Annotated in this window: 20 protein-coding genes; 13 read left to right on the top strand and 7 right to left on the bottom strand. The window is 64.5% G+C overall.

What is annotated here, in order from left to right; genetic code table 11:
• Nucleotide 1: 1 nt before the first annotated feature.
• Nucleotides 2–1,588, bottom strand: coding sequence for a hypothetical protein (locus ACOZ4H_RS20135; protein WP_424331037.1), 1,587 nt, complete (start codon nt 1,586–1,588; stop codon nt 2–4).
• A gap of 214 nt (nt 1,589–1,802) precedes the next feature.
• On the opposite strand from ACOZ4H_RS20135, the gene ACOZ4H_RS20130 reads away from it, so the two are divergent.
• The 3 genes from ACOZ4H_RS20130 to ACOZ4H_RS20120 are packed head-to-tail and all read left to right on the top strand — an operon-like array spanning nt 1,803 to nt 4,418.
• On the top strand, nt 1,803–2,462 hold the full coding sequence (locus ACOZ4H_RS20130; RefSeq protein WP_424331036.1) for a hypothetical protein: 660 nt from the start codon (nt 1,803–1,805) through the stop codon (nt 2,460–2,462).
• Nucleotides 2,463–2,484: 22 nt separating this feature from the next.
• Nucleotides 2,485–3,762 (top strand): AAA family ATPase, encoded by a 1,278-nt coding sequence (locus ACOZ4H_RS20125; protein ID WP_424331035.1) that lies wholly within the window; start codon nt 2,485–2,487, stop codon nt 3,760–3,762.
• On the top strand, nt 3,759–4,418 hold the full coding sequence (locus ACOZ4H_RS20120) for a hypothetical protein (protein ID WP_424331034.1): 660 nt from the start codon (nt 3,759–3,761) through the stop codon (nt 4,416–4,418). Before ACOZ4H_RS20125 ends, ACOZ4H_RS20120 begins: the two co-directional genes overlap by 4 nt.
• Before the next feature lie 3 nt (nt 4,419–4,421).
• Here the strand turns inward: ACOZ4H_RS20120 and ACOZ4H_RS20115 are convergent, their stop codons facing one another.
• Complete coding sequence (locus tag ACOZ4H_RS20115; protein ID WP_424331033.1) at nt 4,422–5,099, bottom strand: CAP domain-containing protein; 678 nt, start codon at nt 5,097–5,099, stop codon at nt 4,422–4,424.
• 260 nt (nt 5,100–5,359) lie between these two features.
• Between ACOZ4H_RS20115 and ACOZ4H_RS20110 the strand changes: the two genes are divergently transcribed.
• Nucleotides 5,360–7,084 (top strand): hypothetical protein, encoded by a 1,725-nt coding sequence (locus ACOZ4H_RS20110; RefSeq protein ID WP_424331032.1) that lies wholly within the window; start codon nt 5,360–5,362, stop codon nt 7,082–7,084.
• A 48-nt stretch (nt 7,085–7,132) separates the two neighbouring features.
• Here ACOZ4H_RS20110 and ACOZ4H_RS20105 read toward each other — a convergent pair whose 3' ends face one another.
• Complete coding sequence (locus ACOZ4H_RS20105) at nt 7,133–8,212, bottom strand: AbrB/MazE/SpoVT family DNA-binding domain-containing protein (protein WP_424331031.1); 1,080 nt, start codon at nt 8,210–8,212, stop codon at nt 7,133–7,135.
• A 356-nt stretch (nt 8,213–8,568) separates the two neighbouring features.
• Entirely contained in the window at nt 8,569–12,687 is a 4,119-nt protein-coding gene (locus tag ACOZ4H_RS20100) for a DUF4011 domain-containing protein (protein ID WP_424331030.1), read from the bottom strand.
• 186 nt (nt 12,688–12,873) lie between these two features.
• On the opposite strand from ACOZ4H_RS20100, the gene ACOZ4H_RS20095 reads away from it, so the two are divergent.
• On the top strand, nt 12,874–13,428 hold the full coding sequence (locus ACOZ4H_RS20095; protein WP_424331029.1) for a hypothetical protein: 555 nt from the start codon (nt 12,874–12,876) through the stop codon (nt 13,426–13,428).
• Nucleotides 13,429–13,489: 61 nt separating this feature from the next.
• Here the strand turns inward: ACOZ4H_RS20095 and ACOZ4H_RS20090 are convergent, their stop codons facing one another.
• The gene (locus ACOZ4H_RS20090; RefSeq protein ID WP_424331028.1) at nt 13,490–14,458 is read right to left on the bottom strand and encodes a hypothetical protein; all 969 of its coding nucleotides are present in this window, start codon (nt 14,456–14,458) and stop codon (nt 13,490–13,492) included.
• A gap of 201 nt (nt 14,459–14,659) precedes the next feature.
• Between ACOZ4H_RS20090 and ACOZ4H_RS20085 the strand changes: the two genes are divergently transcribed.
• The 3 genes from ACOZ4H_RS20085 (at nt 14,660) to ACOZ4H_RS20075 (ending at nt 16,332) form a co-directional block, all read left to right on the top strand.
• Nucleotides 14,660–15,148, top strand: coding sequence for a cupin domain-containing protein (locus ACOZ4H_RS20085; RefSeq protein WP_424331027.1), 489 nt, complete (start codon nt 14,660–14,662; stop codon nt 15,146–15,148).
• An 85-nt stretch (nt 15,149–15,233) separates the two neighbouring features.
• Nucleotides 15,234–15,542: a hypothetical protein gene (locus ACOZ4H_RS20080; protein WP_424331026.1), complete on the top strand. Its 309-nt coding sequence runs from the start codon at nt 15,234–15,236 to the stop codon at nt 15,540–15,542.
• 19 nt (nt 15,543–15,561) lie between these two features.
• Nucleotides 15,562–16,332, top strand: coding sequence for a creatininase family protein (locus ACOZ4H_RS20075; protein ID WP_424331025.1), 771 nt, complete (start codon nt 15,562–15,564; stop codon nt 16,330–16,332).
• A gap of 371 nt (nt 16,333–16,703) precedes the next feature.
• On the opposite strand, the gene bioB is transcribed toward ACOZ4H_RS20075, so the two are convergent.
• A complete protein-coding gene (bioB, locus tag ACOZ4H_RS20070; RefSeq protein WP_424331024.1) occupies nt 16,704–17,663 on the bottom strand; it encodes a biotin synthase BioB in 960 nt (319 codons plus the stop codon).
• A 107-nt stretch (nt 17,664–17,770) separates the two neighbouring features.
• Between bioB and ACOZ4H_RS20065 the strand changes: the two genes are divergently transcribed.
• The 5 genes from ACOZ4H_RS20065 (at nt 17,771) to ACOZ4H_RS20045 (ending at nt 22,079) form a co-directional block, all read left to right on the top strand.
• Nucleotides 17,771–17,914: a hypothetical protein gene (locus ACOZ4H_RS20065; RefSeq protein ID WP_424331023.1), complete on the top strand. Its 144-nt coding sequence runs from the start codon at nt 17,771–17,773 to the stop codon at nt 17,912–17,914.
• Nucleotides 17,911–18,813: a phytanoyl-CoA dioxygenase family protein gene (locus ACOZ4H_RS20060; protein ID WP_424331022.1), complete on the top strand. Its 903-nt coding sequence runs from the start codon at nt 17,911–17,913 to the stop codon at nt 18,811–18,813. Before ACOZ4H_RS20065 ends, ACOZ4H_RS20060 begins: the two co-directional genes overlap by 4 nt.
• A gap of 82 nt (nt 18,814–18,895) precedes the next feature.
• Nucleotides 18,896–19,768, top strand: a complete 873-nt coding sequence (locus ACOZ4H_RS20055; RefSeq protein WP_424331021.1) for a SagB/ThcOx family dehydrogenase — start codon at nt 18,896–18,898, stop codon at nt 19,766–19,768.
• On the top strand, nt 19,765–20,820 hold the full coding sequence (locus tag ACOZ4H_RS20050) for a TOMM precursor leader peptide-binding protein (protein ID WP_424331020.1): 1,056 nt from the start codon (nt 19,765–19,767) through the stop codon (nt 20,818–20,820). Before ACOZ4H_RS20055 ends, ACOZ4H_RS20050 begins: the two co-directional genes overlap by 4 nt.
• Nucleotides 20,817–22,079, top strand: coding sequence for a YcaO-like family protein (locus tag ACOZ4H_RS20045; protein WP_424331019.1), 1,263 nt, complete (start codon nt 20,817–20,819; stop codon nt 22,077–22,079). The genes ACOZ4H_RS20050 and ACOZ4H_RS20045 overlap by 4 nt, the downstream gene beginning before the upstream one ends.
• Nucleotides 22,080–22,350: 271 nt before the next feature.
• Here ACOZ4H_RS20045 and ACOZ4H_RS20040 read toward each other — a convergent pair whose 3' ends face one another.
• Nucleotides 22,351–25,908 carry a hypothetical protein gene (locus tag ACOZ4H_RS20040; RefSeq protein ID WP_424331018.1) on the bottom strand — a complete coding sequence of 1,186 codons (3,558 nt, stop codon included), beginning with the start codon at nt 25,906–25,908 and terminating at the stop codon, nt 22,351–22,353.
• Nucleotides 25,909–25,930 lie beyond the last annotated feature (22 nt).

Below are 25,930 nucleotides of genomic sequence, written 5' to 3'. Positions count from 1 at the left end.
GTCAGGCACCTTCCTTCAGCCGTTCCAGTAGCAGGTCGTTCCCCTTGACGTCGATCGGGTGCTGGGGCAGCGGCTCCTGGGCCACCATCGACGCCTCGTGGTCGAGCTCGTAGTAGACGGGGTAGACCCGGTCGACCTGGGCCTGGTTCAGGAGCGGCGCGATCTTCTGTCTCCCCTCCTCCTGTTCCAGCAGGAAGTAGTTCACCCAGGTGAAGAAGTCCATTCCGAGAGACTCCTTGCGGTACAGCTGGTACAGGTAGTCGGCCTTCGTCGCGACTAGAACGACCTCTTTCTCCGCCAGGATGCTCTCGTCGACATGGCGGAGCAGCTGGACGTACGTGTCGATGTATTCGTCGAGGTCCTGCTGGGCCTCGTAGTCGTCGTCCCCGTACGGGACCGACGAGAGGAGGCTCCCGGAGTCGACGATGACGACCAGCGTATCGGAGTGAACGATCTGCTTGGCCATGACCCGGCGGACTTCCTCGGGGTCGAGATCCTCGGCCTGTTCGGGCAAGTCCGGTAGGCCGGCGATCTTCTCGTAAAGCAAGACCAGGTAGTTCATCGACAGCCGAGATCGTGGGACCATGCGGGCGACCATCTCAGCCAGCGCTTTGTCGATGTACTCGCCGGCGTAATCGAGGACGTCGATTTGGACGTACTTTTTGAACAGCTCACCGCCCTTGGTCCGGAACCGGAGCAGGTAGTACTCGTCTTTGTCGTTGGGGCCGGTGTACTCGTCGTTCCCGAACCCCTCGACGTTGGCCCGCAGCGACGTGACCAGCCGTGACATCGGGGCAGTCGGGTTGAGGCGGACGTTCTCGGGGTCATCGTCCTCAGCGAAGTACAGGGCACCGGCGAGGAGGGTCTTGCCGGCCCGCTGGATGCCGATTACGAAGATGTTCTGCTGGGCCTCGTAACTGGTGAACATGTAAGCGCCGAAGAGGAACGTCACACTCGCCGCGGTTTCGACCAGCAGGCCTTGCCCGGCGAAGCGAACGGAACTCAGCACGACGTTGGCCTCGATAGTCTCCTGACCTGCAGTAACGAGCGGGTTCTCGTAGGCGAATTGGTACTCAACAAAGCTCAGACCGACGATGCCGGCGACGGTCCAGAACAGCATCGACGTCGCACGCCGGAACTCATATGGGGCCGATTCGGTTCGGATCGAAAGCCCGCCTCCGGCCACGAACGCCGAAGCGAACCCGGCTGCGATGACATGCAGGTGTCCGATCGGAGACAGCGTCGTTAGCACGCCCTGGGACCGGAGCACGACGAAGCCGATCACGGACGCGATTCCCAGCATTGCCCCCTGCAGCCACTTCATCTCGTCGAATAGCAACAGGAAGACGAGCCCAGCGTAAGCCGCGATCGCGAACAGTGCGAACTCCTCGTGCGTGACACTGATCGTCCGCTCCAGCAACTTGAGACTCCGACGCAACAGCCCGTCGGACTGGTAGGCCTGTGCAGCGATCCGTGCGACCTCAGGCGTGACGATCGCTATCAGGATCAGGTAGATGACGAGGTCGACCTTCTCCCAGAACTCCTTCAGTGCCGCGTGTTCTTCGAGTGGGTTCTGTAAGGGTGGCATACAGACGGAAGAACGGCGAGACCCCCGGTAAAGGGACCTCGAGGCCTACAGATCGTGTAGCTCGGGGTCCGGTGGTGAGTGACTGGCTGCGTCGACTGTTCGAGGGAAATTAATACAATCACTTCGTGTGCGAAGCGAGTGGACGCTCCCTCGATACACGACCTGGGACTGCCCGTCCCAGCCTTTTAGGCACGAGTGTCTCCCTCTAACTGCGATGCTAAGACAGACCATCAGCAAGACTCGGCAGTGGATCGGGGTCAACGTCCTCGGTCACTCGCCGGTCCGGTACTGGAGTCAAATGGAGATCCGACGCCGGATCACCGAGCTGCAAAAAGCGAAAGACGACCTCAAAGACGAGATGGACGAAAAGAAGGCGGCCTTCGACGAGAAGATCGAGGAGGCCAAGACGGCCGACGAGAGCCGTGTCCAGGAGATCGAGTCCGAAGCTTCCCTGCTCCTCAAGGAGTTCAAGGCCGCGGAGTCCCAGTGGGCAGAGGTCCTCAACGGCCTCCGGTTCATGCAGCAGGCCGCCCTCGGAACCCGGGTCGGCCGCCGGGTGCCCGACGCAATGCCCACCGGGATGACGCCGAGTCAGTTCCAGGCGACCGCCCGGGGGATCAAGGACAACCTGGAGAACCGCGAGGACAAGCGACTGCGAATGCAGGCGGCCAACGAGGAGATGGAGGAGACCTGGGACACCGGCGGCCAGGTCGAATCGTTGGCCGACGACCGCGTCAAGAGCGCGATCGAGGCCGCTCGCAGCGGGTCGGAGACCCCGACGCTGGACGAACTGGCCGAGGACGACTTCTCGCGTGAGGACGGCAACACGGAGTCTGGGGCCGCTGCACCGGCCGACGGGCCCGAAATGTTCTGACGACACTCCACCTTTTCAACCCATGTCCGACGATCCATTCAAAATCGAGATCCTGAGAGACACGTACGAAGATCACTTCCAGACGGCCCAGCAGCACCGTCACCGAGGTGAGAAACAGGACGCTGCGCGGGCGTTCGATCAAGCGGCCACTGCGTTGGAGAAGCTGGCTGCGGCCACGGGTGAGGACCGGGCGACCGATATCGAACGCCTCCAGCGGGCGGCGTCAATCCTGCGAAGCGGCGAGCGACTGGACGACTACTTCAAGCGCGAACAGCAGGCCGATGACGATGAATCCCAGGGCGATCGCGAACGGCGACAGCCGCCCGGCAGTGACGACGACGAGACCCGCAAACAGATGGAGTCATTCATCTGTGAAACCTCGACGACCTGGGACGACATCGGCGGGCTCGAGTCGGTCCAGCGGGACCTCAAGCGCGCCATCGCGCTAGGCTCGATCGAGGACACCCCTGACGCGGTGACCGCGACCGACCGCATCCTGCTGTTCGGTCCCCCGGGCACCGGGAAGACGCTGCTGGCGTCGGCCGTCGCGGGCTCGCTCGACGCCAGCTTCTTTCAGGTCGAACTCGGGAACCTCCTCTCGAAGTGGTACGGCGAGTCGTCGAAGCAGATCTCGGCCCTGTTTGACACCGCGGCGGACCTCAGCCCGAGTGTCGTCTTCCTCGACGAGGTGGACTCGCTGACACAGTCGCGATCCAGCGAAATGAACGAGACCTCTCGGCGCGTGCTCGACACGCTACTGTCCGAACTCGACGGCGTCGAGAAGGAGGACGACGCGTTCACGCTGACCCTTGCAGCGACCAACACACCTTGGGCGCTCGACTCGGCGATCCGGAGCCGGTTTCCCCAGCGCATCCACGTCCCGCTGCCCGACGAGGCCGCCGCAGCCGAGATTATCCGGATCCACACGGTTAAGGGCGGCATCGGGTTCGATGGCCGGCCTGTGGACTTTGTCCCCGATTCGATACAGGTGCCGAGGACCGAGGATCCCGCCGAGGCAATCGCGAAACTCTGTGTCGACGGCGGTTACACTGGCCGCGACCTGGAGGCGCTGTGCGCGGCGGCGGTCAACAACATGCTCTACCGCCGCAACCCGGGCCTCGAGGAGCTCGTCGACGTCAGTGTCGCGAAGCTGCGCAATCACGACCTCGAGTTGGGTCTGATCCAGCCTGGTGATGTCTGGGAGGCGTTCGAAACAACCTCGTCGTCGCTGCCGGAGGAAGACGTTGCCCGGTTCTACGAGTGGTCCGAGGAGTACGGGACCGGAACTGTGGCCCGATGACGCGCCTTCCGGGTGACGACCCAGATCCACAGCTCTCGACCCTGCGCCACTCCCGCCGCAGGGTCGCGACCGCGCAGGAGCGGATCGAGCGACTCGGCCGCTCTGACGAGCCGAACTGCGAGCCCGATGTCGACACCGACTGGAAAGCCGTCTTCGTCCGGTACCGTCACACCCGTGACGAGGCGATCCTCACGTATCTTGGGCGACACGCCTGCATCGCGGTCAGTTGGCTCCTGGTCGATCTGTCGTTCGACCAGCGACTGCGCAGGGCGCTCGACCCGTACGTCCCCGTAATCGACGTGACGCCGAGTCTCCTGGCCACGATGACCGCGGCCACGGCCCGAGAGATACTGGCCGAACGATCCGTCCTCCGGCGACGCGATCGACTGCTCCCCGGCGGTGGTTCGAACCGCCTCGCGCGGGCGACCGTGTCGTTGGTCACCGATCAGTGGCCTCGCGTCGCCAGAGCCGTGCTGGGGGCGCTGACCGATTTTTCAACGCTTCTGGAGACCTCGTGTGGCCATTGTCTCCGGCGCGAACTGGAATCACGACCGACGGCGACAGAGACAGCGTTGGTCGACTGCCCCCGCTGTGGTCTGACTATCCCCCAACCAAGGGGCTACTGCGACTCCTGTGGGCTCACTATCATCCGCTGATTTTCAGGCGAAGTTCTGCGTCGCGAAGACGCTCCCGTCGGCCGCGAATCTGACCCCGATCCCCTCGACAGCCCAGGACTCGCTGAGGAGGTTTTCCCGGTGGCCCGGGGAGTCGAGCCACCCGTCGACGAACTCAGCGGCGATCGTCGCAGCGTCGCGCAGTGCCGTCGGCGTGATGTGGGCCACGTTCTCCCCACATGGTGGCTGGTCGTAGCCGTAGCGATCGTACCTGTCGGCGGGCGTCCCGCCCTCTGGCGACTCGTGCCCGAAGAAGTCATCGACACTCATCGCCCGGCTGTGGTCCAGCGCCACCGCCGCGAGATGAGGATCGTACGTCAGCGCGGCCAGGCCCCGGTCGCGTCTGGCAGCGTTAACCGCCTCGTGGATCGCTCGTTCGAGAGTGCTCGGGGACACATCCGGCCCGAAATCGACGGCGACAGGCCGGACCGTCACGCTCGTTTCGGTGCCACAGTCAGGGCAGGTCGACGACACCGCGATCCGATCCCCACATTTGCCACAGCGCCACTCCTCGTCGATGTAGATGACGGCCCCGTCACACGCTGGATCGGCGTGGCGCGACGCGGTGCGGACTGCACCACACGCGTCACACTCGAAGACTGGAGTGAGGAGATCACCGTCGGCCTGGTCGGGACTGGCGTTCCGCCGTACGCTTCCATACATACCGTCCTGAAGGGACAGCGCCCTCATCACTGTCGACGCCGGCATACACGTATCGGGACTCGCCGAGGGACTCATATACCGCACGGGCTGCGGCGGTCGTGGTCGTACTGCCCTGTCTCCGGAGTCGCTGATAACAGGGAACTCGCCAGTTTTCCGATCCCGAAATTATGGATACTCTTTTGATCGCTTTGTGAAAATGATCCGCCGTGACGACGTGGAAACTACTCGGGTGGACGAGAGTTCAGAAGAGGAACGCTCGGATGACGCTCCCATCCGCGGTGCGGGACTCGCTGTCGAACTCGAACGAGGAAGATGACCAGAGAGGGTCTAAAACGGACAAAGGTCACACTGAGGAGGTGCCTGGTTCGGACGCGGAAGCTACCCAAGAGGTGTTCTGGACGATCGACACGGCGGAGTCGCTGCCGGCGATCACGGGGGCCCATCCAACGGTCGCCGAAGACATCGACCCGTCCCGGTACGTCTCCCTCCAGATGGAGCCCGAGGGTTCGAAGCGTTACGCGACGATCAACGAACTTCTCCGTGGTGACGGATTCGTCTCGGATCCCAACGACCAGTACGAGTTCACGCTCTTCGACCCGGGGCAGAAACGACTCTTCATCGCCTCGGCCGAGGCGGCGTCCCCATCGGTGATCCTTGCCCCGACGGTGGAGGAGTGCCTGCATCTCGTCGATACCGGTGACCTGGCCCAGGAGGTCAGGACGGCCGAAGTGGCTTTCGACGCCGGGGTCGAGCAGCTGGCACAGCGCGCGCTGCAGGGCGAGGACGCCCGGGAACGGTTCGGGCCGCTGTTCGACGACATTCCGTCGCTTATCAGCGTGTGCAGTGACGTGGACAGTAGCGTCCGCGAACTGCTCCGACAGGTCGACGACCGCCGGGCTCGCGAGATGGTCGAGCGCCAGTACTCACAGCAGATCGCCGGTGCGCTGAGCCAGCACGACATCGACGCCGACCACCTCTTCGAGAAGCTGTACGACAGCGACCGACCGGTGCTGGACGACGAGGGGAACATCGACCTCCACGTCGACATCGACCGGGGCATGGAGGCGATGTCGTTCCGGACACCGCGCGGGTCGCTGACGATCGAGGAGCCAGAACTCCTGTGGGACTGTCACTGTGAGGCCCCCGGCGGTAGCTTCACCGCCGACCAGCGGCCGCCGACGGCCGACGACTACGACTGTCCGATCCACGACCACGAACTCGGGGATCTCGTCACGGCGCTGTTCGGCGAGCACACAATGTCGATCCACTACGAGGGGATCGACGTGCTGTGGCGGGAGTCCTCGGACCTCTGGCCTCCCGCGGTCGACGCCTACCACGTCTTCGAAGGGCTCCGAGCCGACGGCGTCTTCGAGAGCGAAATCGCGTCCGCGATCGACGTGGGCTCTGGCACCGGGTTCATCGGCATCGGACTCGCCAGCGAGTGTCCGGCGCTGTCGGAACTGTATCTTTCGGACTGGGTGCTGGCGCCGCTCGCTATGTCGAAACTCAATTTCCAGCGGAACAGGCCTTACAGCGGCGGAGACCCGGAACTCCGGCTCCGCCTCGGATTGGGGTTCGACTACGCGCATAACCCGGATATCACCGAGCGCGACGATCCGCTCGACCTGTGCGTCTGCAATCCGCCCTACCTCCCGGACCTCGACGAGTTCGACGATATCCGGATCAATCATACGGTCGCCGGGACCGACCTGCTCGAGAACGTGATCACGGACGGCCCCTCGATCGCCGACAGCGTGTACGTCCACTTCTCGGACCTCGCGCTGCCAGCGGCCCGCGAAGCGGCGGCCGAGGCCGGCGCGGAACTGACCCTCGTGGGCGAAAAGAGCACGGTGCCGTTCAGGGTGACCCACGCGCTTTCGCGGGACAACTACACCGAGGCGCTTCTGGCGTACGGGCTCGAAGAACGGTCCTCGGGCCGGTACAAGTACTGGCACAATATCGGGACCTATCGCGTTGAGACGTAGCGCTGTTGAGAAGGGGCCTGGACGGGGTGTCGATTTCGGTGTGGCCGTTCAGGTGCTCTCGTCGTCCGCCGATGACGCATCGCCCCCGCTTTCCTCCGGGAACGACCCGAACGCGGCGCTGTGGTCGAAGGCGGTGTCGGCTGCAGTCGTGATCTTCTCTACCGGCTCTCCCGGTGGGGAGACCCACTCGGAGAACGCACGCTCGGTCAGGACGTAGCACCACTCCGTCTCGCCGTCGTCCCGGTAGACGAACACCAGATCGGCCCCGGCTTCGAACTTCGCGTCGTCGGGGATGGTCTGCCACTGCCTGCGCACGATGTCTCCCTCAGGCTCGGGGGCGAACAGCTGGGCCGGGAGCGTGATCCGGTGGCCGTCGCCGGGCGTTCCGAGTGTACTGTCACCGGCGGAGGTGGTGTCGCCACCCATCGGACCGATACCGACCACGACGCGCATAGTGTCGGTTTCGACGCCCCAGTAGATAGGATCGCCGGACTGGAGTCCTAATTCTGTGAGGAGCCTGTCGGACAGCGGGATCCGTTGCATCGACAACGAGTCCCGGCCGACCACTCGCCAGCGAGCCTCGCCGTCGGCACTGTGTGATCGGGCCGCTCTCGGTAGCGGCGTGGTGTCGACGCTGATCGAGGCCTGGGAGTCCGCAGGGTCAGACAGCCACTGGCTGAAGGCCGACCAGGGCACCAGGTAACAGCAGTTCGGTTCGGCCCCAAGCTGTGGGTCCGCGGGCGTGACCGGGTACACGAAGACGAACGTCTGGCCACAGGCGAGCCGGGCGTCGTCGGGCACGGCTTGCCACGATTGCACCATGTGATCCAGGCCGGGTTTCTCGGCACGCTGCTGACTGGGGATGGTGTACCTGAAACGATTGCTGGCACCGTAGAGCGTGTTCGCGTCCAGATCTTTGACACCCGGGTCAACGATTTCGGAGCCCGCCAGGACGCGTCGTCGGGTTCCGAAATCGTAGCCGATGTGCAATTCGTCCTTGGGCGCGACACCGAGAACCTCCCGAATGCGCGCCGGAATTTTGATCCGCCCGTCGCTGTTGACCGTTTCGATGCCGCCGACTTGCCACCTGTCGGGTCCCCCCGACCCTTGTTGGTCCACCCTGCTCATGACATTTCACCCTTCGAGGGCAACGACGGTATAACGAGCCGTGGCCGACGCGGGTGCGCCACCGCCGACTCAGGATGATCGTCAGCGAAAACTATATATATAGGGAGTCGGGCATTGTCTCCCACAACGGGCACTTCCCGTATGCACCGCGGCTCGCCAGGAGCGAGCGGACCGACGCTCGCGGCCCGCAGCTGCAGACGTCCCGCTCGTGCTTGAGCAGCCGTGATCTCGGGTGCCATATTCGTTCATCGGTGGTATCACACTTCAACCGGCGTCGAATCATACAGTTACTGTAGATCCCACGCCGCCCAGTGGATTTCACCGAGTGTCACCGCCGCCGCGACCAGTCCATCACGTCACCGGCCCCCGCCCGGTTGGGTCGTTGTCACGTCACGCGCCGAGGAGCGCGTCGACAGCTGGTCGCCCTCGTTGTCGGACATTCGCATGACCCGGTCGCAGAGCCGACTGAGCTCGTGGTCCGTATCGGTCGCCCAGCTGGGTGCCCAGACGCGGTGGATCGGCCAGCCGCGATCCGCGAGCACCGCCTGGCGAAGCCGGTCGCGGTCTCGTGTCGATGCGCACCGTCGCGTGAGTGTCCCGTCAACCTGGATCCCGAGCAGCGGGACCTCGGGATCGGCGGGATCGAAAATCACCATGTCGAACGTGTAGCCTGCGCAGTCGTCGGGGGTGGTGACCGGGACGCCAGCGGTGGTGAGTCGCTGGTAAACATCTGCCACGAGCGGCGCCGGCCACTCATCGGTGGGATCTGCCTCGCCACTGGACAGCCCGGTCTCGTGTCGCTCGTCGGCATCCCGAACGGACGTGAGGTAGCGTTTGAAATCCGCGACGCCGCGGCTGGCGGTCGCTGAGACCTCGATCTCCTCGGGCGTGATCGAGGTGACGACGGTCACTTCGTGCCGGGCCCGTGTGATGGCGACGTTGAGTCGCCGGTGGCCGCTTGACTGATTCAGGGGACCGAAGTTCATCGTCAGTTCGCCGTCCGGGTCCGGGCCGTAGCCCACGCTGAACACGATCCGGTCGCGTTCGTCGCCCTGGACAACCTCGAGGCTCTTGACGAACGGTTCCTCCTGCACGTCGTCACGAGCGAGGAAGGCGTCGAGCCGCGGGTTCTCGGCCCGGCGATCGGACAGTTCGGACCGGATCGCACGCTCCTGAGCCCGGCTAAACGCGACCACGCCGAGGGAGGTGTCTGGCCTGTTCTCGGCGTGCTCGGTCACGATGTCGGCGACACGTTCGGCTTCGACGGGGTTCGTCCGCGACTCACCGCGGCGGTAGACGCCGTCGGCGACGTACTCGAAGGACAGCGCCGACCCCGCCGCCTCACTCCGCTCCGGGAACGCTCGCAGGCGACCGTCGTAGTACTGCTTGTTGGAGAACTCGATGAGCGACGGCGACCGGCTCCGGTAGTGCCATGCGAGCGTTCGCGTCGGGAGGACCGCGCTGGCTTCGTCAAGGACACTTTCGAGATCTGTCTCCGACGCGATGTCGCTCTCAAAAAAGCGGGTCGGCGGGAGCTGTTTCGGGTCCCCGGCGACGATCACTTGATCCGCGCGCAACAGGGCGCTGGCCGCCTCGGCCGGCGGTATCTGTGACGCTTCGTCGAAGACGACCGTGTCGAAGGTGATGTCGTCGTAGGGTAGACACTGAGCCACCATCCGCGGGCTCATCATGAAACAGGGCGTGCGCTGCTTGATGGCGTCACCGGCCGTCGCGAACAGTTCTCTGAGCGGTCGGCGGTGGCGCTGTTTCCGAAGCTCACGCCGCAGGACGACGGCTTGATCGCTCGCGGGCCCGTCCCGCTCGCGGTCCGGAAGCTGGTTCGTCACCGCGTGCCGAACGGCCGCCGACGCGGCGTCGATCACCGCCTCGTCGGCCTCCCGGTAGGTCTCCAGCCGGTGGTCGAATTCCGAGCGTGAGAACGTACTGAGCGGCGTCCGCTCGTAGACGGCGTTGAGCCAGGCGCGGTAGAACTCGCGCCGGAATCCGTCGACCAGCAGCGACGGCTCCGCGTTGTTGTCCAGGAACGACTGAACGTATACGCCGGCGAGAGTCTCCGCGGCGGCCTCGCGACAGCGCGTGAACTGCACCCAGTCCTGTAACCGGTCGAGGTTCGACCGGAGCGTATCGAGCACCGCTCGCTGTTGCTCGAAGGTGGCGGTCTCGAAGGGAGTGCCGTCGAGCGAGAGGTCCCCGATCGCCATCGCCTCCCGAAAGAACGCCATAGCCGCTTCAAGAGACTGGGCGGCCGTCCGGAGTGCCCGATACTGTTCTACGAGTGCCGAGCGCTGTTCGTCCGCTATCTCGACCGCAGCTTCGGAACGACACACGTCGCGCTGGAACGTGGTGCGAAGGTAGTCCTGGACGCCGAGGAGCCGCTCCCAGTCGATCTCGCCCCCCTCCTCAAACGGTGCGAGGTAGCGCTCGTCAACGTCGCTGTCGGCGACGACGCTCTCGAGCGCCTGCAGCCGTCGCAGTTTGCGAGCGTCGTGACGGAGTTCACTCACGGTGGGGTCGTAGTCGGGGCGGGCGTGGCTGGTGAGCTGTCGCTTCAAGCCGTAGTAGCTGGGACGCACGTACCGCAGGGGCCCGTACTGGCTGAGCCGGCGGTGGACTCGCCCACCGTTCTCGGAAAACAGTGTCGTCTCGTAGCGCTCCGTGAGCTCCGACCGCAGCCGTTCGCGTTCGAGGTGCGCCTCGGCCAGTTCGCGGACGCGATCGGACCGGAACCCGTGCTCGAACAGGTTCCGGTCCCACTGATCACGTGGGAGGAACCCGAGACGGCCGAGCACGTCGAGCGCGTCCGGGATCTCCCCCGGTCGGGAGAGCATGATCCCGTACTGGTCGTCCAGTCGTTCGGTCAGCGACTGGAGGGTCTCGAGGGCGTCTATCTGGTCCTCGATGCTCCGGCGCATCCGCTCGCCGGTATCGACGCGCCACGTCTCGAGCGTCGCGTGGCGCCAAGGATGGCTGTCGACGTTGCGGATTGGGTCCTCGTAGGTCGCTAGTTCGCCGAGAGCGCGAACCGCCTCGTTGACCGCCGACTGATCCGTGGACAGCGGGTCGTCGAGTCCGGCGTCGAAATCCGGCAGGTCAGACAATCTAGAGATGATCCCGAGCGCCTCGAACACCGTGGTGTCGAACCCCTCCGGCGAGTCAGTCAGGAGATCGGTGTAGGTACGCAGCGACGATGCAACGTCCTCTCGCCGATCGAGGGCGTCGTCCATCGCGGCGGGGGGCGAGACGTCGTCGACGTGCTCGACGGACTCGATCGCGGAGAGTACAGACTCACGGGTCGCCTGCTGACCGTGGACTTCGAGGCAGAATCGACCGAGGTCCACCGTCGAGAGCCGGCTCTGAACCACGTCAAGTGCCGCCTGCTTCTCGCTGACGAACAGGACGGACTCGCCGCGCCCGAGCTTCTCGGCGACGATGTTGGCGATCGTCTGGCTCTTGCCCGTGCCGGGTGGGCCTTCGAGGACGAAGCTCTCACCGCGGACCGCGGCGTCGATCGCCCGGCGCTGGCTCGGATCGGCTTCGAGGACCTGATACGGGTGTTCCGACTCGCCCTGTCGGCCTTCTTGGGTTGCCGGGGCGGGGCTGTCGTTCGACTCGTCCGCTGGCCCCTCGTCCTCGCTGGGTCCGTCGGTGGTTTCGGTACCTGTGGCCGACGCACCCTTGTCCCCTCCAGTATCCGATGTGGCATCCTCGTTTCCGTCGTCTGTGGGGGCGTCGATTGCCCCGTGGTCGCCGGCGATTGCGCGCACGTGCGGGTCGTCTTGTAGCGCCGACCGATTGCGTTCCAGGTCTTCGTAGATACTGACGTTCGTGAAATCGAAGAGGCAGAGTGCCACGTCGCGACTGACGCTCCACTCGTTGAACGAGGCAGCAACTGCGTCAGCCCGCTCGAATGCACCGTCGAACTCGGTCCCTTCCACAGGCTTGTCCTCGAAGAGGTCGAGTCCGCGCTCAGCGTCGAGCTTCTTCCGGAGGGCGGGATTCAGCTGTATAGAGGCCTCTTCGCCTGTGATCGCGTAGTCGTGCGCGTTGGTCCCGCTGGCCGGTCGCCGTTCGAGATCGACCGGGAGGAGGAATAGCGGCGACGCAAGCGTCTCCTTGCCGCTGGGATCCGGTGTCCAGTGGAGCCGACCCAGGGAGAGGTAGAGGGCATCGACGCCCCGCTCCCGTCGATACTGCCGGTGTCGAGTTCGGAGTTCGGTCAGCGAATCGGCCGCAGCCGACGGCTCTCTGTCGACACACGGCGACTGGCATGACTGCTTGCCCAGCGGGACTTCCCCTTCTTGACGGAGCAGCTCGGCGATGTCGATCGGCTTCGCCGACAGCGGTAGCGATCTGCTCTTCGTGGCCGTGAAGTCGACGAGATCGTTCCGGCGCGTCAGGTCCAGCACCTGGTCACGCCAGCCGTCGATCACGGCCGCGATGTCCGTCTCAGGCACGGCGACGCACCTCGTGGCTGCGCTCGGTGGCCCTCGTGGCTCTCATACGTATCTCTCGTCGATCCAACTACGTTACACCGGCGGGCAGCTACAGATCGTGTATCGCCATCGGCACCGGATACACGAACTGTACGTACTCGCCCCGCTTAATCCACCGCCCCCTCCTTCCCCCGACGTGAGAGCATCATGACTGACTCACACGATCGTCACGATTCCTCGTTTTACCGATCACTCGTATCGCTGTTGACCGACACCTTCCCGTGGACTTTCGTTGACGACGGCAGGACTCCCGCGGAGAGTTTCGCCCGTGCTGCGGACGGATCGTCGTCGATCGGCGAATTACGACTGTCGCACCTCTACACGGACGCCGAACTGTACCTGTCGATGCCCAACTATCGGGACGGCGGGGCGCTCAGGGCTGTGATGTACCACCCGCTCGATCATCGACTGGAGCCCGAAGACGATGGGTTCATCGGTAATCTCGCCCGCTCGCACGAACAGATCGCGACTGGATACCAGTGTCACTATCTGGAGCCGGCGGCGGACCCCACGGTCGTCCTCCGGGCCTCGATCCCGTTAGACTACAGTCCCCGTCGTGTGACCGAGATGATGACGGCGATCACGACAATCGCGCTCCGGGTCCAGCGGCTGCATCGTGACATCCAGGCACCGATCGCCGACGTTCTCTCCGAGGAACCGTCCCGTCGCGCTGGCCCGTCCCCGCAGGGCTCTCCGCCCTGACTGACCCTCGGCTGGTCACGGCCCACAGTCTCATTTCCCGGCGATGCAGCGGATCGCTCTGTCAGAACTGATCGACAGATCCATCGAGACGAGCCTGTAGCTGCGCGTCCGTCACGAGATACACCATACGGATGCCATCGTCTGTCCCGGCTCGTCGACGAACGACGTGTCGTCGTTCTCCCGTCGTCAAAGGGACCGGGTCGCCATCGAGGGAACTCTCATTGTCATCGCTGTCATCTGGTCGGAGCTGTGCGGGGACCTGCAAACGGTTCCCTGACTCGCCCGTTCTCAACGCGGACGTGGCGACCGACTCGTACCCGTCGCCGGTCGGTTCGTTCGTGAGCACTACGGCACCCGAGTCGCGATTGTACGACCAGTAGACCCGTTCGCTAGCGGGATCGACCCCCCCGTCAGCGAAGATGTCTTCCGGGACACTGATCCGTTCCGCGTTCGCTTTGATCCGGACTGACCCGAGATACTCCCACTCCGTGATTGACGTGGCCGTTGTGGGGTCGGCGTCTGCGTCGTCCAGATAGGGGGTCAGTGCCCCCTCGAGTTCGTCGTGGAGCTGGCTTGCTTCGTCGGCGATTGCGTCCAGAGCGCCGAGCGTCCGCTCCAAGATCTCGTCGTCGGGTTCCGGCGGGACGTGGACAGTCGCAAGCAACGACGGATCGGCGGCCGGCTCGAGATACGGCGTCTCGTGCGCGCTGGCGATCCCGGCCTGAGCACGGCACAGCCGACCGACAAATCCATCTTCGCTCGGCTCGAGCCGGTGATCCAGCGGCCTGTCGAGGAGGAGTTGGGCGGCGCCGCCCTGTTCGACATCGGGGAAGCGGAGGGTGATCTGGGCCTCCGCCTCGGTCTGCGCGAAAAACAGTTCCCCCATCGCGGTCTCGCCCTCTGTGACGGCCGCAATCTCGTCCTCGGGGTCGCCCGCTGCGTCGTCGAGGACCCATGCCGGTCGCGACCGTAACCTCGCTACGAGGTCTCGGTAGAGCGAGTGACTGTAGCGGAGGGGATCGTCTGCCATACGCCTGCTTGGACGTCTGTCGTGGTAAATCCACCCTTGCGATCGCGAGGTCACCGCGTTCCTGCAGTGCTTCCCAACTCTCGTGTAAACTATGTCATTCATTGTAAACGCCATCCTCGGTGACTCACTGTCGGTTGCGACCGCTACTCGTTCTGTAGACTGCCACGCTCCCTCAAGTACGTCCGGCGGGAGATAACTCCCATGGAGACAGTTGCGATCGACGCGATCGAGCCAGTCCCGGAAGGCGATTCGGAGATCACCCGACGACCGCTCACCGAACCACTTGGGACGACTGACCTCGCGGCGAACTACTATGTGCTCGAACCGGGTGAGTCGTTCGTCGGCGGGCTCCACGCCCACATGGACCAGGAGGAAGTCTTCGTGGTCTTCGAGGGAACGATGACGTTCGAGACTACGACCGACCCCGCGGGGGAGCACGATCTCGTCGTGGTCGGCCCACGAGAGGCGATCCGCTTTGGTCGCGGTGAGTACCAGGAGGGCCGCAACGATGGCGACGAACGGGCAGTCGTCCTAGCTCTGGGCGCGCCCAGAGACTCGACCGCAGGTCGCGTCCCCAGGACCTGCCCGGACTGCGGCGACAGCGAGTACCAAGAGACGGTGATGATCGACGGGACGCTCCGGGTTCAGTGCCCCAGCTGCGAGGTAATTCATGACAGTGGCCTCCACTGAGGAGTCCTTTCTCGCCCCCAGTGGTGTCTACAGGCTGTGTAGCCCGGCGACGCCATTGATACCGGTCACGAACGGACCGTCGCCTATGCCGATCAGGACCGGCCTGCCACACGCGGCCGCGGCGCTGCTGTCATTGCTGCTCAGCGTGACGGCCGCGGCCTACGTCGAACGTCACGCGCTGGTCGCGGCGATTACTCGCCGTACCGGGGCGCTCGTGGCGACCACCATCGGTGAAGCCGTCGGCGCAGTCTTCAGCGGCCCGCTCGTCGTCACCGCGTCGCTGTCCCTCCGTTGGGGCGTCGCGTGGCACGTTCGCCACTCCGACGGACAACAACCACGCGAGACGACGACGATTCGATCAGATGGCACGCACCGCGCGCACAGAACGACCTAATCGCGGTCTCACACCATCCATGTACATCGGTACTCACACCTCACCTGACCTCGCATCATCTTTCGAAAACGAGTCGCTCGCTTTGGTTCCCGTCGGTTCGACGGAACAGCACGGTCCTCATCTCCCCTTAGCGACGGACCACCTCATCGCCGAAGCGTTCGCGCGCGAGGCCGCGGAGCGGTTCGACTGCTTCTGTACTCCCACATTGAACATCGGCGTCAGTACGCACCACAGCCAATTCCACGGGACAATGTGGGTGGACGCGCCTGTCTTCAGGGACTACGTCAAGTCGCTCACGCACAACCTCGCGACCCACGGCATCGATCGCGTGATCTATGTCAACGCCCACGGGAGCAACGTCCCGCACCTCCGGGAGGTCGGCCGCCGGCTCCGTGATGAGGAAGTCCTCTACGCGATTGAGTGGATGTGGAACGAGAGCATCCCTGATCTGGTCGATGACCTGTTCGAGCACACCGGACCGCACGGCGGCCCGAAGGAGACCGCGCTCGTCCAGCACCTCGCTGCGGACCTCGTACACGACGATCGGCTCGACGCGGCCCGCGACGGCGGCGTCGTCGATATCACGACCAACGACACGATCGTCAACGGGGCCCGAACCTACTACGACGCGATCGACAACACGCCTAACGGCGTCCTGGGCGATCAGACTGACGCGACCGCCGAGAAGGGCGAGCGGCTTTTTGAAGCGGCAACTGAGCAACTCGTCGGGCTCTGCGAGTGGCTCGACGATCAGGCATTCGACGACCTCATGCCCGAACCTCACGTTTGAGGACGCGCCCATTGTGGTCTCGGTAGCGGAGCGATGTCCGTGAACATCACCAGCCCACTTTCGACAAGCTCCATCGCTTCAGGACTGAGACTAATTCTGCTGTATCGACGGGCATCATAGAATTTCACCACTGTTTGTCAATCGTGTCCACGGTCAATGCAGGAGGGCACTGTCTAGTTGGGCGAGTTTGAGAAGCGAGGAGGCCGTAGCGAGAAGTGCTCATGCAACTCGCAGACCTCCTCAGTTCTCAATCCCTCAACTAGACAGTGCCGTGAACAATCAGTCGACATATCAATCACTTGTTTGCGTCGCAAGATCCGGCGGCGGAGACACCGCCAGATCAACGCTTGCCCACCCCACAGTGGCGACGCTCAGGCCTCGCTAACCGGGTAGTCGCCGTAGTGGATCATGTCCCCGAGCTGGATGCTGTTCCCGCCGGATTCGAGAAACTCCTCGCGGCTGATCGGGGCCCGGGCAGTGTTGGTGTCAATGCGGATCTCCGAGTGGATGAACCGCACGATTGCGAGCGTCTTCAGGATCTCGTCGGGGGTGATATCGGGCTCCAGCCCGATCTCGTCGGCGACCGGCGTCCCGGAGATCGGCGAGAGGATGTTCAGCGAGAACACGTCGATTCCGATCTCGCGCAGTTCCAGGGCGGCGTCGACACGGTCCGTCGGGGTCTCGCCCATCCCGACGATGATGCCCGAGATGAGGTCGATCCCGGCCGCACGGGCAGTTTCGAGTGTCTCCCGTCGCTGCTCGAAAGTGTGAGTGCTGGTGATTTCCTCGAAGTAGCGGGGCGAGGTCTCGACCATGTGGACGTAATGCTGAACGCCCTCAGCAGCCAGCTTCTCGGCCTCGTGATCCTGCAGGAAGCCGAGGCAGGCGTCAACATCCAGGTCCGTCTCGGCGCGGATCGTCTCGATCGCGCCCAGCACTTCCTCCCACTCGTCGGTGCGGAGTTCGCTGTCGGCACCGCGTCGCGTCGAGACGATGTTGAACCGCTCGGCGCCTTTCCGCTCGGCGCGTTTGGCGGCCTCGCGGAGTTTCTCGCGCTCGATGACGCCGTGTTGCTCTACGTCAGCGTCGTGACGGGCCGAGTAGGCACAGAAGCCACAGTCCTGGCTACAGATCCCGCGAGTGACGTAGCCCAGCCCACGGACCGAGACCCCCTCGCCGGCCAGTCGCGACCGCACGATGTCCGCGCCCTCGGTCAGCGGCTCGACCGGCTGCTGGGCCAGCGTCAGGGACTCCGCCCGGCTCAGCGGCTCGCCGGCAAGCGTCCGTTTGATCGCGTCGTCGACCGCCTCGTTGCCTGTTAGCTGTGACATATCCGAATCGACGTTAGAGACCCTTATAGTATGGCCAGCGGTGCTACAGATCGTGTAGCGCCGGTTCAGGTACTTTACGGCGTTCCTGAGTCTGTCCGAGTGAACCCATGAGCGTATTCAGGTGTGGCACGTGCGAGGAGCGGGTTCGGCCTCGGGTCCAGATCTTGGACGCCGGCGGCTGGTTCCCGCTGAGTACGACAGCGGCGATCAAACTGTGTCCCGACTGTGGGGAGGTGCTCTCGGGCCTATGACCGAGGTCCGCATCGGCGAGCGTACGTTCGAGTTTGGCGGCGAATACCTGGTTGAGTTGCGGGACAGCAGTGACTGCCGCGACGACGTGAGCGAGCTCCGCACTCGGCTGAACTCTGACGGCTACCTCTTCATCCGTGATTTTCACGATCCGGAGATCGTCGCCGACACCCGTACGGACGTACTGGCCCACCTCGACGAGGAGGGGTTGCTCGACCCGGGCGAACCGGTCCAGGACGCGGTAGTCCACCCGGACTGGTCGAACGGCGAGTTCGACATGAGCGGTTCATCCTGGACGCACTACCCGAATCTTGAGACCATGATCGAGGGCGACGCGGTCATGGAGTTCTTCCGGGAGTTTCTCGGTGCGAAGCCGTTCGCCCTCGATCAGAGGCGCGGCCGGGTCAAGCCGACAGGCTACTTTACTGGCTTCCACATCGATCACATCTTCATGGGGCGGGGGACCGATGACCTCTACACCCTCTGGAGACCGGTCGGCGACTGTTCTGTCGAGATGGGGCCGCTGGTCGTCTATCCCGGTTCGCACGACCACGAGCGACTCCGGGAGACGTACGGGCAACTCGACGTGGATCTCGACCGCGTGGATCCGTTCTTTTCGCGGGACGCCATGGACGTCATCGAGACGATCGGCGGCCCGCTTTCGACGGCTGATTTCACGGCCGGTGATGCGATTATCTTCGACACGAACCTGCTGCACGGCTCGCTGACCAACCGGACCGACCGCTTCCGCATCAGCGTCGACACTCGCTACCAGTCGATTGAGGAGGCCGTAGACCCGCGCTGGGTCGGTGCCGACCCGACCGGGCAGTACAACCTCGACGACTGGGGGCCGGCGGATTTAACGCCGATGCGTGAGCGCCGAGAGGAGTGGGGACTATGACGCCAGCGTCACGCGAGCCAGCAATTGTGCACGGAGACACGGACCGACCCACGAGTCAGCAGGGCTCACGGGGGACGCACGGATGGATGAACTAGCAGCCAGGCTCTCGTTGGCGAGCCAGGAGCATCCGGCCGGCCGGGTCGATCTGACCGGCGGGACCTCCTTTGTCGAGGCCCATCGCGAGCGCGGGTTCTCGGACGGCGACGTGAGCGACCTGTTCCACGAGAACACGAAGTTCGACCGGCGCTACCTCGCTCGGTCGGCGGCGACCGAGGACGACCTCCACGAGGAGTTCTCGGTGATCGAACAGGACTACTACGGCCACGAATCGATCTCGCTGCCCGGGCCTGAGCCGGTCGAGTGCGATCTCACGACGGCGCTCGATGGCCGCCGGAGCACGCGCTCGTTCGACGACCGCGGCGTGTCCCGCCAGACGCTCGGGACGCTGCTTGGTCACACGGTCGCCCCCTCCGCCGAAGCCCACGAGGGTGACATCCCCGAGACGTTTCGGCCATACCCCTCGGCCGGTGGTCTCTATCCCGTTGAGGTGTACCTCGTCGTCAGGGAGGGGACCGACATCCAGCCCGGGACGTACTACTACTCTCCCCGCGACCACGCGCTCAGGGTCCTGGCGACCGGCGAGACGGACACGGGCGTCGCCGACTGTTTCATGGACGAACCGTTTGCACGCGGGGTCGTGGCCGACGCACCCGTGACGATCGTCCTGACGGGCGCGCTCAGCCGGATCAAAGCGAAGTACGGCCCGGTCGGCTATCGCTTCGCGCTCTTCGAGGCCGGCCACCTCGCACAGAACCTCCTGCTCGCCGCGTCACCGCTCGGGCTGGGCGGGGTCCCGCTGGGGAGCTTCCTCGACGACGAGCTGGACCGATTCCTCGGGATCGAGGGCGTGAACGAGTCAGCACTGTATCCGATCGCACTTGGCTACCAACAATGACTGACAACACACCGCCACTGGCTTCGTATCCGCGCATCAATCCGGCGTTTTCCACGGTCGTCGACAGCGATGACGAGATCACGTTCAGGGCCGGCCCCTGGAACGGACCGGTTTTCGAGATCGCCGACGAGGACGGCGACGGCCGGCTCGCAGAGTTCGTCGCTGCCCTCGACGGAAGCAAACACGTCACGTCGGTGTTCGAGTCGTTCGACGAGGACATCTGGGATGATCTGCGAGCGGTACTGGTCGCGCTACAGGAGAAAGGCATCGTCCGAGATGCGGAGGAGCCGGTCGACGATCAGCGTGCCAGACTGGGCGGCTACCTCTCACTGACCGAGTCTGATGAAGACGGGCTCGAACAGCTCTCACGGGCGCAGTTGACTGTCGTTGGAGCCGGCGAAGCCGGCCGAACAGTCGCGCGAACGCTGCTCGAATCGGGCGTTGGCGGGATCGACTACGTCGACCTCTCGGCTGACGCTGACGACTGGGCCGCGGTGCGAGACGACCAGCGTTTCGCCCGGTGTCAGGACCCGGACCTGACCGCGTTGCTCGAAGCGTCGACCTTCGCCGTGATGGCTGTTGACCGACCGTATCCGTCTATCGCGACGACGCTGAACGAGGCGGCCCACGAGACGGGCACACCATGGACGATAGGTGTGGTCAACGGCGTTGACGGGCAGGTTGGACCGACGACCTATCCGGGGGAGACGGCGTGCTACGAGTGCTTCAGGGATCGGGCGTCGGCGGCCACGGGCACGGCCTACCGAGAGTACGAGCGGTCGGCTGGGCCCGCGCAGGCCGGGCTCCCCGCCTTCGCGGTGGTGGTGAGCGGCCTCCTGGCGGCTGATGTGGTGGAGCAACTGACCGGTCGCTTCGGGATCACCACCGGGAGCGTCGTCGACTTCGACTTCGACGACTTCGCCGTCCAGGCTGACGAGGTGCTTCGCATCCCCCACTGTGAAACGTGCGGGCGCGACGCCGACCGGTTCGACAGTCCGCGACACGTCACCGTCGATTACCTTGCACAGCGGACGGTCGGAGGGGACGAATGAACGTCACGACCGAGGACCACCCCGTGGCGAGGGTCGAGCGCTGTCTGGGTCCGATCGCCGGGCTAGTTACTGAACTCAGCTTCAGACAGTCGGACCGGTCGATGGGCGAGTTCGCCATCACGGAGCTTCGGACTGCTGCCGTCGACGGATCGATCCTGGGAGCAGACGGCGAGTCGATCGATCTCACGGTCGGCGGCGGCGGCGAGACGGTGAGCGAGGCGACGCTCACGTCGCTCGCCGAGTTCCTAGAGCGGTACAGCATGTACTGGCCGGTTGAGGGACGCCGGATCGCGACCCACGCCGAACTGTGCGAAGACGACGAGGCTGTCGTCGATTTGGCCCCGCTGACGGCTTGGGACAAGCAGGCACTCGCTCGCGCTGGCTTCGAGCCCGTCGAAGAGGACACCCCCGTCGAATGGGTTCGCGGGACCGGTCTGGCGACCGGCCGAGACGTGCACATCCCCGCGGACATGGTGGCGTTCACACCGGGCGAGGAGGGCGGCCGCTTCCCGTCGTCGACCAGCGGGAACGCCTGCGGTAGTTCACTTGCCGGGGCGCTGACCCGCTCGCTCTACGAGCAGGTCGAGCGCGACGCAGTGATGCGGACGTGGTACCAGGGGACGATCCCCGAGAGACTCGATATCTCGACCTGCGAGGAGCTGGCGCAGTTCCGTCGCCGGATCACGCCCGACGGCTATCAATTGCACGTCCTCGATTTACCGACACCGACGGACTGCTGGGCGATCGGGACGGTGCTCGTCAACGAGGTCGACCGCGTTCCGAAGTTCCGGCTGTTCGCCGGTGCACACCGGACGCTCGCAGGCGCGCTCCGCGACGCACTCACTGAGACCGCGGAGGGACTCCTCCAGACCAAGTACCGCCTCGCGGCCGGTGACATGCCGGACGAAGACATCGACATCGAGAGCGTGTATAACTTCGACGACAACGTCCAGTACTATATGCGACCGGCGCAGTTCCAGCGGGTCGCGCATCTCGCCGACGGAGACCTGCGAACGGTCGATTGCAAGGCGACGACCCCCGATCTCGACCTCGACCGTGCGCTGGCAGCTGTCGGCGCGGGGAACGAGACGACGCCGATCGCTGTTGATCTCACCCCGCCCGACGTGCGCGAACTCGGGATGTACACGACGGCAGTCTACGTTCCGGAGCTGGTCGACATGGCGCTGCCGGGACTCCCGCCCGTCGACCACCCCGCGCTGTCGCACGTCGAGACGACGGCACCACACCCGTTCCCGTAGCTGTGGTGGTCTACACGATCTGTAGCGCCCCTAGCCCTTTTATTCAGATCTTGGCCGGAGTATCAGTTGCAGCATGAAGCTGGCTATCAAAGCTGACGGCGACGACGCATCGAACAGCACCGAATCGCGGGCCGGCTGCGCCCGCAACAGCCGCTGTGGCTGCGCCCGTAACTAACGACGAGTGACGGCCCGGCCGCCGACCACGGCGGTCCCGGCCCCTCGTCGTTCGTTTGTGCCTCCGTTTTTCGCCGCGACCTGACGAGCCGGGCGCTCACGCGTCCGCTTCGTCGAGTCGCGCTTTGCGCTGCTCCGGCGAGGGGTGCGCGTCCGACAGCGCGAACCCGCCGAAGAACAGTTCGAACGGTCGCGAGAGTCGACTGCTCGCCGAATCGATGTCGAAGCCAGGGACGAAGCTCGCGCCGAACGCCTGGCTGATCGTCTCGGTCTCGGCCGCCTCAAAGAAATCGAGCGCGGCCACAACGGCGTCGTTTCCGACCACCGACGCCGCGTACTCGTCGGCCGCGTACTCCCGTTCCTGGAAGTTGATCAGGTCGTAAAGGACGTTCTGTCCGATAAGCAGGAGCTGACTGAGTGTCACCAGTCGGTTACACAGGACCGTATCGCCCCGGTCGATGTGACCCTCTTCGTGTGCGACGATGGCTGCCTTCGTCCGCGGGTCGATGCGATCCGACTCGAAGATCGAGCGCGAGAGCACGATGTGGTCCTCGTCGTCATACCGGAAGCTCGTCGCGTAGTGATCCTCGGAGTCGTAGACCAGACACGTCTGTTCATAGCCGTCGACGGAGAGCTCGCGTTCGACAGACTCGGAGACGAGTTCGTCGAGGCGCTTGGTCCGCTCGTACCGCTGGTAGAGGACACCGAGCGGGAAGTACAGCGGTAAGAGGCTCCCGAGGAACATCGTCATCGGGAACTGGACGAACGGGTCGGGGATCCCCAGCAGGTCGATCCCGAACAGCACGTCGATCGATTTCAGCAGCGCGGCGTAGATGATCGCCGTCGAGACGAGGATCGCGCTCACGTCGAGCACGCGACCGATGACGCTCTTGGATCGGCGCTTGAACTCGTAGTACTCGAGTTTCCGCTCCTCGCCGCTGACGTTGTGGTACTTCGATAACAAGAGCGGGGTTGTGATCCCGACCACGATGAGATCGGCGAAGGGGATGCTCGTGGAGGTCGCCGTGACCGACGCGAGCGTGTCACTGTATTCGGGCAACAACCGCGAGGCAGTGAACAGGACGAACATCGAGAGCAACGGGAAACCCAGGATTATGAAACAGGTCACGTAGACCAGCGAGAGGTAGCGTCTCGCGATCCCCGAGAGGTTCGTGTCGACGCTCGGGGCCCGGGACAGCACCCAGATCGGCAGCCGTCCGTTGGTCCCCCGCAGGAGGCAGTAGAACCCGCCTGCGAGGACGGCGTACGCGACGACGAGCGAGCCGGTCATCCACGGTGAGCCGAACAACATTGACGCGCCGACCGAGAGCAAGGCGACGGTACCCAGCCGGTCAAGGTAGTCGAACGGGGTGTACTTCCGGTAGCTCGTGCCGGACTTCCGGGCGTCGATCAACGGGTCCGGATACCGCTCGATATCGAGCCCGGTGGCGAATCTGACCGACGCCTTGATCCGCAATATCAGGAAGACCGCTATCAGCGCCAGAATGAGAACGGTCGACGTAAGCGAGACCCGTCCGTTGCCGGTGAACGTCTGCTGGATGAAATACAGGATGAACCACAGTAGCGTCTCCGTGATGACGATGTTTCGGTACACGGAGACCGCGTCGGGCTTCGTGCGGACGGCCTGTCGGACGACCCAGAATTCTTCCTCAGGCCCCGGTTCGATGTCCCAGCTGTAGAGGATCGACGTGGAGGTCGCGTCCCAGACACCGGTCAGGGAGTCCGCGTCGAACTCGATGTCGGCGTCCGTACAGAAATCGTTCAGCGTCGCGACGATGCTGTCCCTGTCAAGGGTCGACCTGATCTCCGACTGGCTGTGGAGGACGCTGAACGAACGCGTCGTGGGTGGGAGGGACGCTTTGCTTGCGGGCGGGGTGCCATAGAGGAGCCTGATCGGGACGAGGACCCACGCGCCGAACCGTGTCCGAAACGATCGCAGTTGCGCCTGAAGTTCGGCACCCAACGACCTCGGGACGGGTCGGTACGTGGCTGTCGTCGTCTCGGGGCTCGTCGTCCCGCTCGACCCGCCCGCTTCCGACACCGTCCCGAAGCGATCGGTGAGCTGCGGAATGAGAGCCGGATACAGGTTCCGACCGCCGGGCATGAACGAGAGCAGCCACAGCGCCAGCCGGCGCGGGTACCACATCTGTCGCTCCGCTCCGAGCGCGTGCTCGATTGCCTCGGTGGTGCCTGTCGCCGATCGCTCGTCCAGCACGTCGGCCCGCACCAGTACGATCAGGAGTGTCCCGAAGAGTCGAATCGGAACCGCTGGCCGCCGGATCCGCGACGATCGACGAACGATCGGGAGCCATCCTGTCGATGGCACGGCCGCCTCGTCCGAAATGGGCGCGCTCGTCGCCAGGTGTGCCACTAGCGCGATCGGCCGGAGGCAGACACGCCACATCAGTCCACAGGAGACCGTGACGACCGGGAGAAACAGGAGCGCCAGCAGCGCGCTGGCGGCAGCGTCGGTGAACGGTCCTGGAACGACCGAAACGAGCTGTCGCACGGTCTCGACACCGACTGTGAGGACCGCTATCCCGGTCTGTGTGCTCTCTGGCGGGAGAAACCGGAGCGGGAGCGTGAGGGCGGCCGCCGGGGGCACCCAGTCGCCGCTGTACGCGAACCAGACGACGGCACCACCGAACGCACACAGCCCCAGGGAGACGACGCCCCACAGTGCGAACAGCCCCAGGATCGTGTATTTGGGCGTCGATTCGATATCGGTCTGGCGGGGGAGTGACGCGATCGCTTCGTACTGGCGGCCTTTCGTCCCGACGAACACGGTGTGCATCGAGATGATCTGGAAGCAGACGAATCCAGCCAGCACCGCCGGGAACCAGACGTACAGCTGATCGAGACGGGTGAACAGTTCGAGCTCAGAGACGGTAAGCATCTGACCGCCCGTGAGATCCGAGAGGACCGAATTGAGCGCCTGCTCGGAGTACTCGCCGCCGAAGAGGATCTCGTTGAGTTCTGCGATCAGATACTCGAACCAGATCGTTCCGAGCGCGACGAGGTAGAACCCGGCGGTCCCGATCGCGACCGACCGGCACAGATCCAGTGGGATCTCGAGCACCTTCGAGGGTTGGTTTGTCGACTGCCAGGGGAGGAGATTCCTACTGTAGAGGCGAGTCAACGCGTACGCGAGGATAGCGGCGGTGGCGACGCCGGCGACCAGCACACTCGGGAGGAGCCGCCAGACGTAGTGAACCGTCGCGAGCGTCGTTCCCACGTAGAGGACCCAGATCGACGGATGGACCGTCTGTTCCACGCGAAAGACGGCGTCCCGGGCGGGCACGGGCAGTGAGAAGTCCCAGACCGACTCTAGGAGGCCGAAGTACAGGAGCAACGACAGCCAGGAGGGATCAAGCAGGACCAGTGGGAGCACCGCGACCGCAAGCGAGACGAGGAGGCTCAGCCAGCGCGGGAACGACTTCCGAACCTCGAACTGATCTTCCCCCAGCGGCTCGATCGTGTACGTCGCAGCGTCGCCAGCGACGTATTCGTATGTCCCGGGAGTCTCGCCGATCCAGAGATCGGCAGCCTGGAGATGCTCGACCACCGCCGACGCGTCCGTCGTCACCCAGGTTTCCCTGACCGGATCGAGCGATACCAGCTGCTGGAGCTTCATCTGCCTCAATTACTCGGAACGA

Source organism: Haloarcula amylolytica (genome assembly GCF_049705545.1).
Classification (GTDB): domain Archaea; phylum Halobacteriota; class Halobacteria; order Halobacteriales; family Haloarculaceae; genus Haloarcula; species Haloarcula amylolytica_B.
Note: the sequence above shows the minus strand (reverse complement) of the source record. Positions and strands in the feature narration are given on the sequence as shown.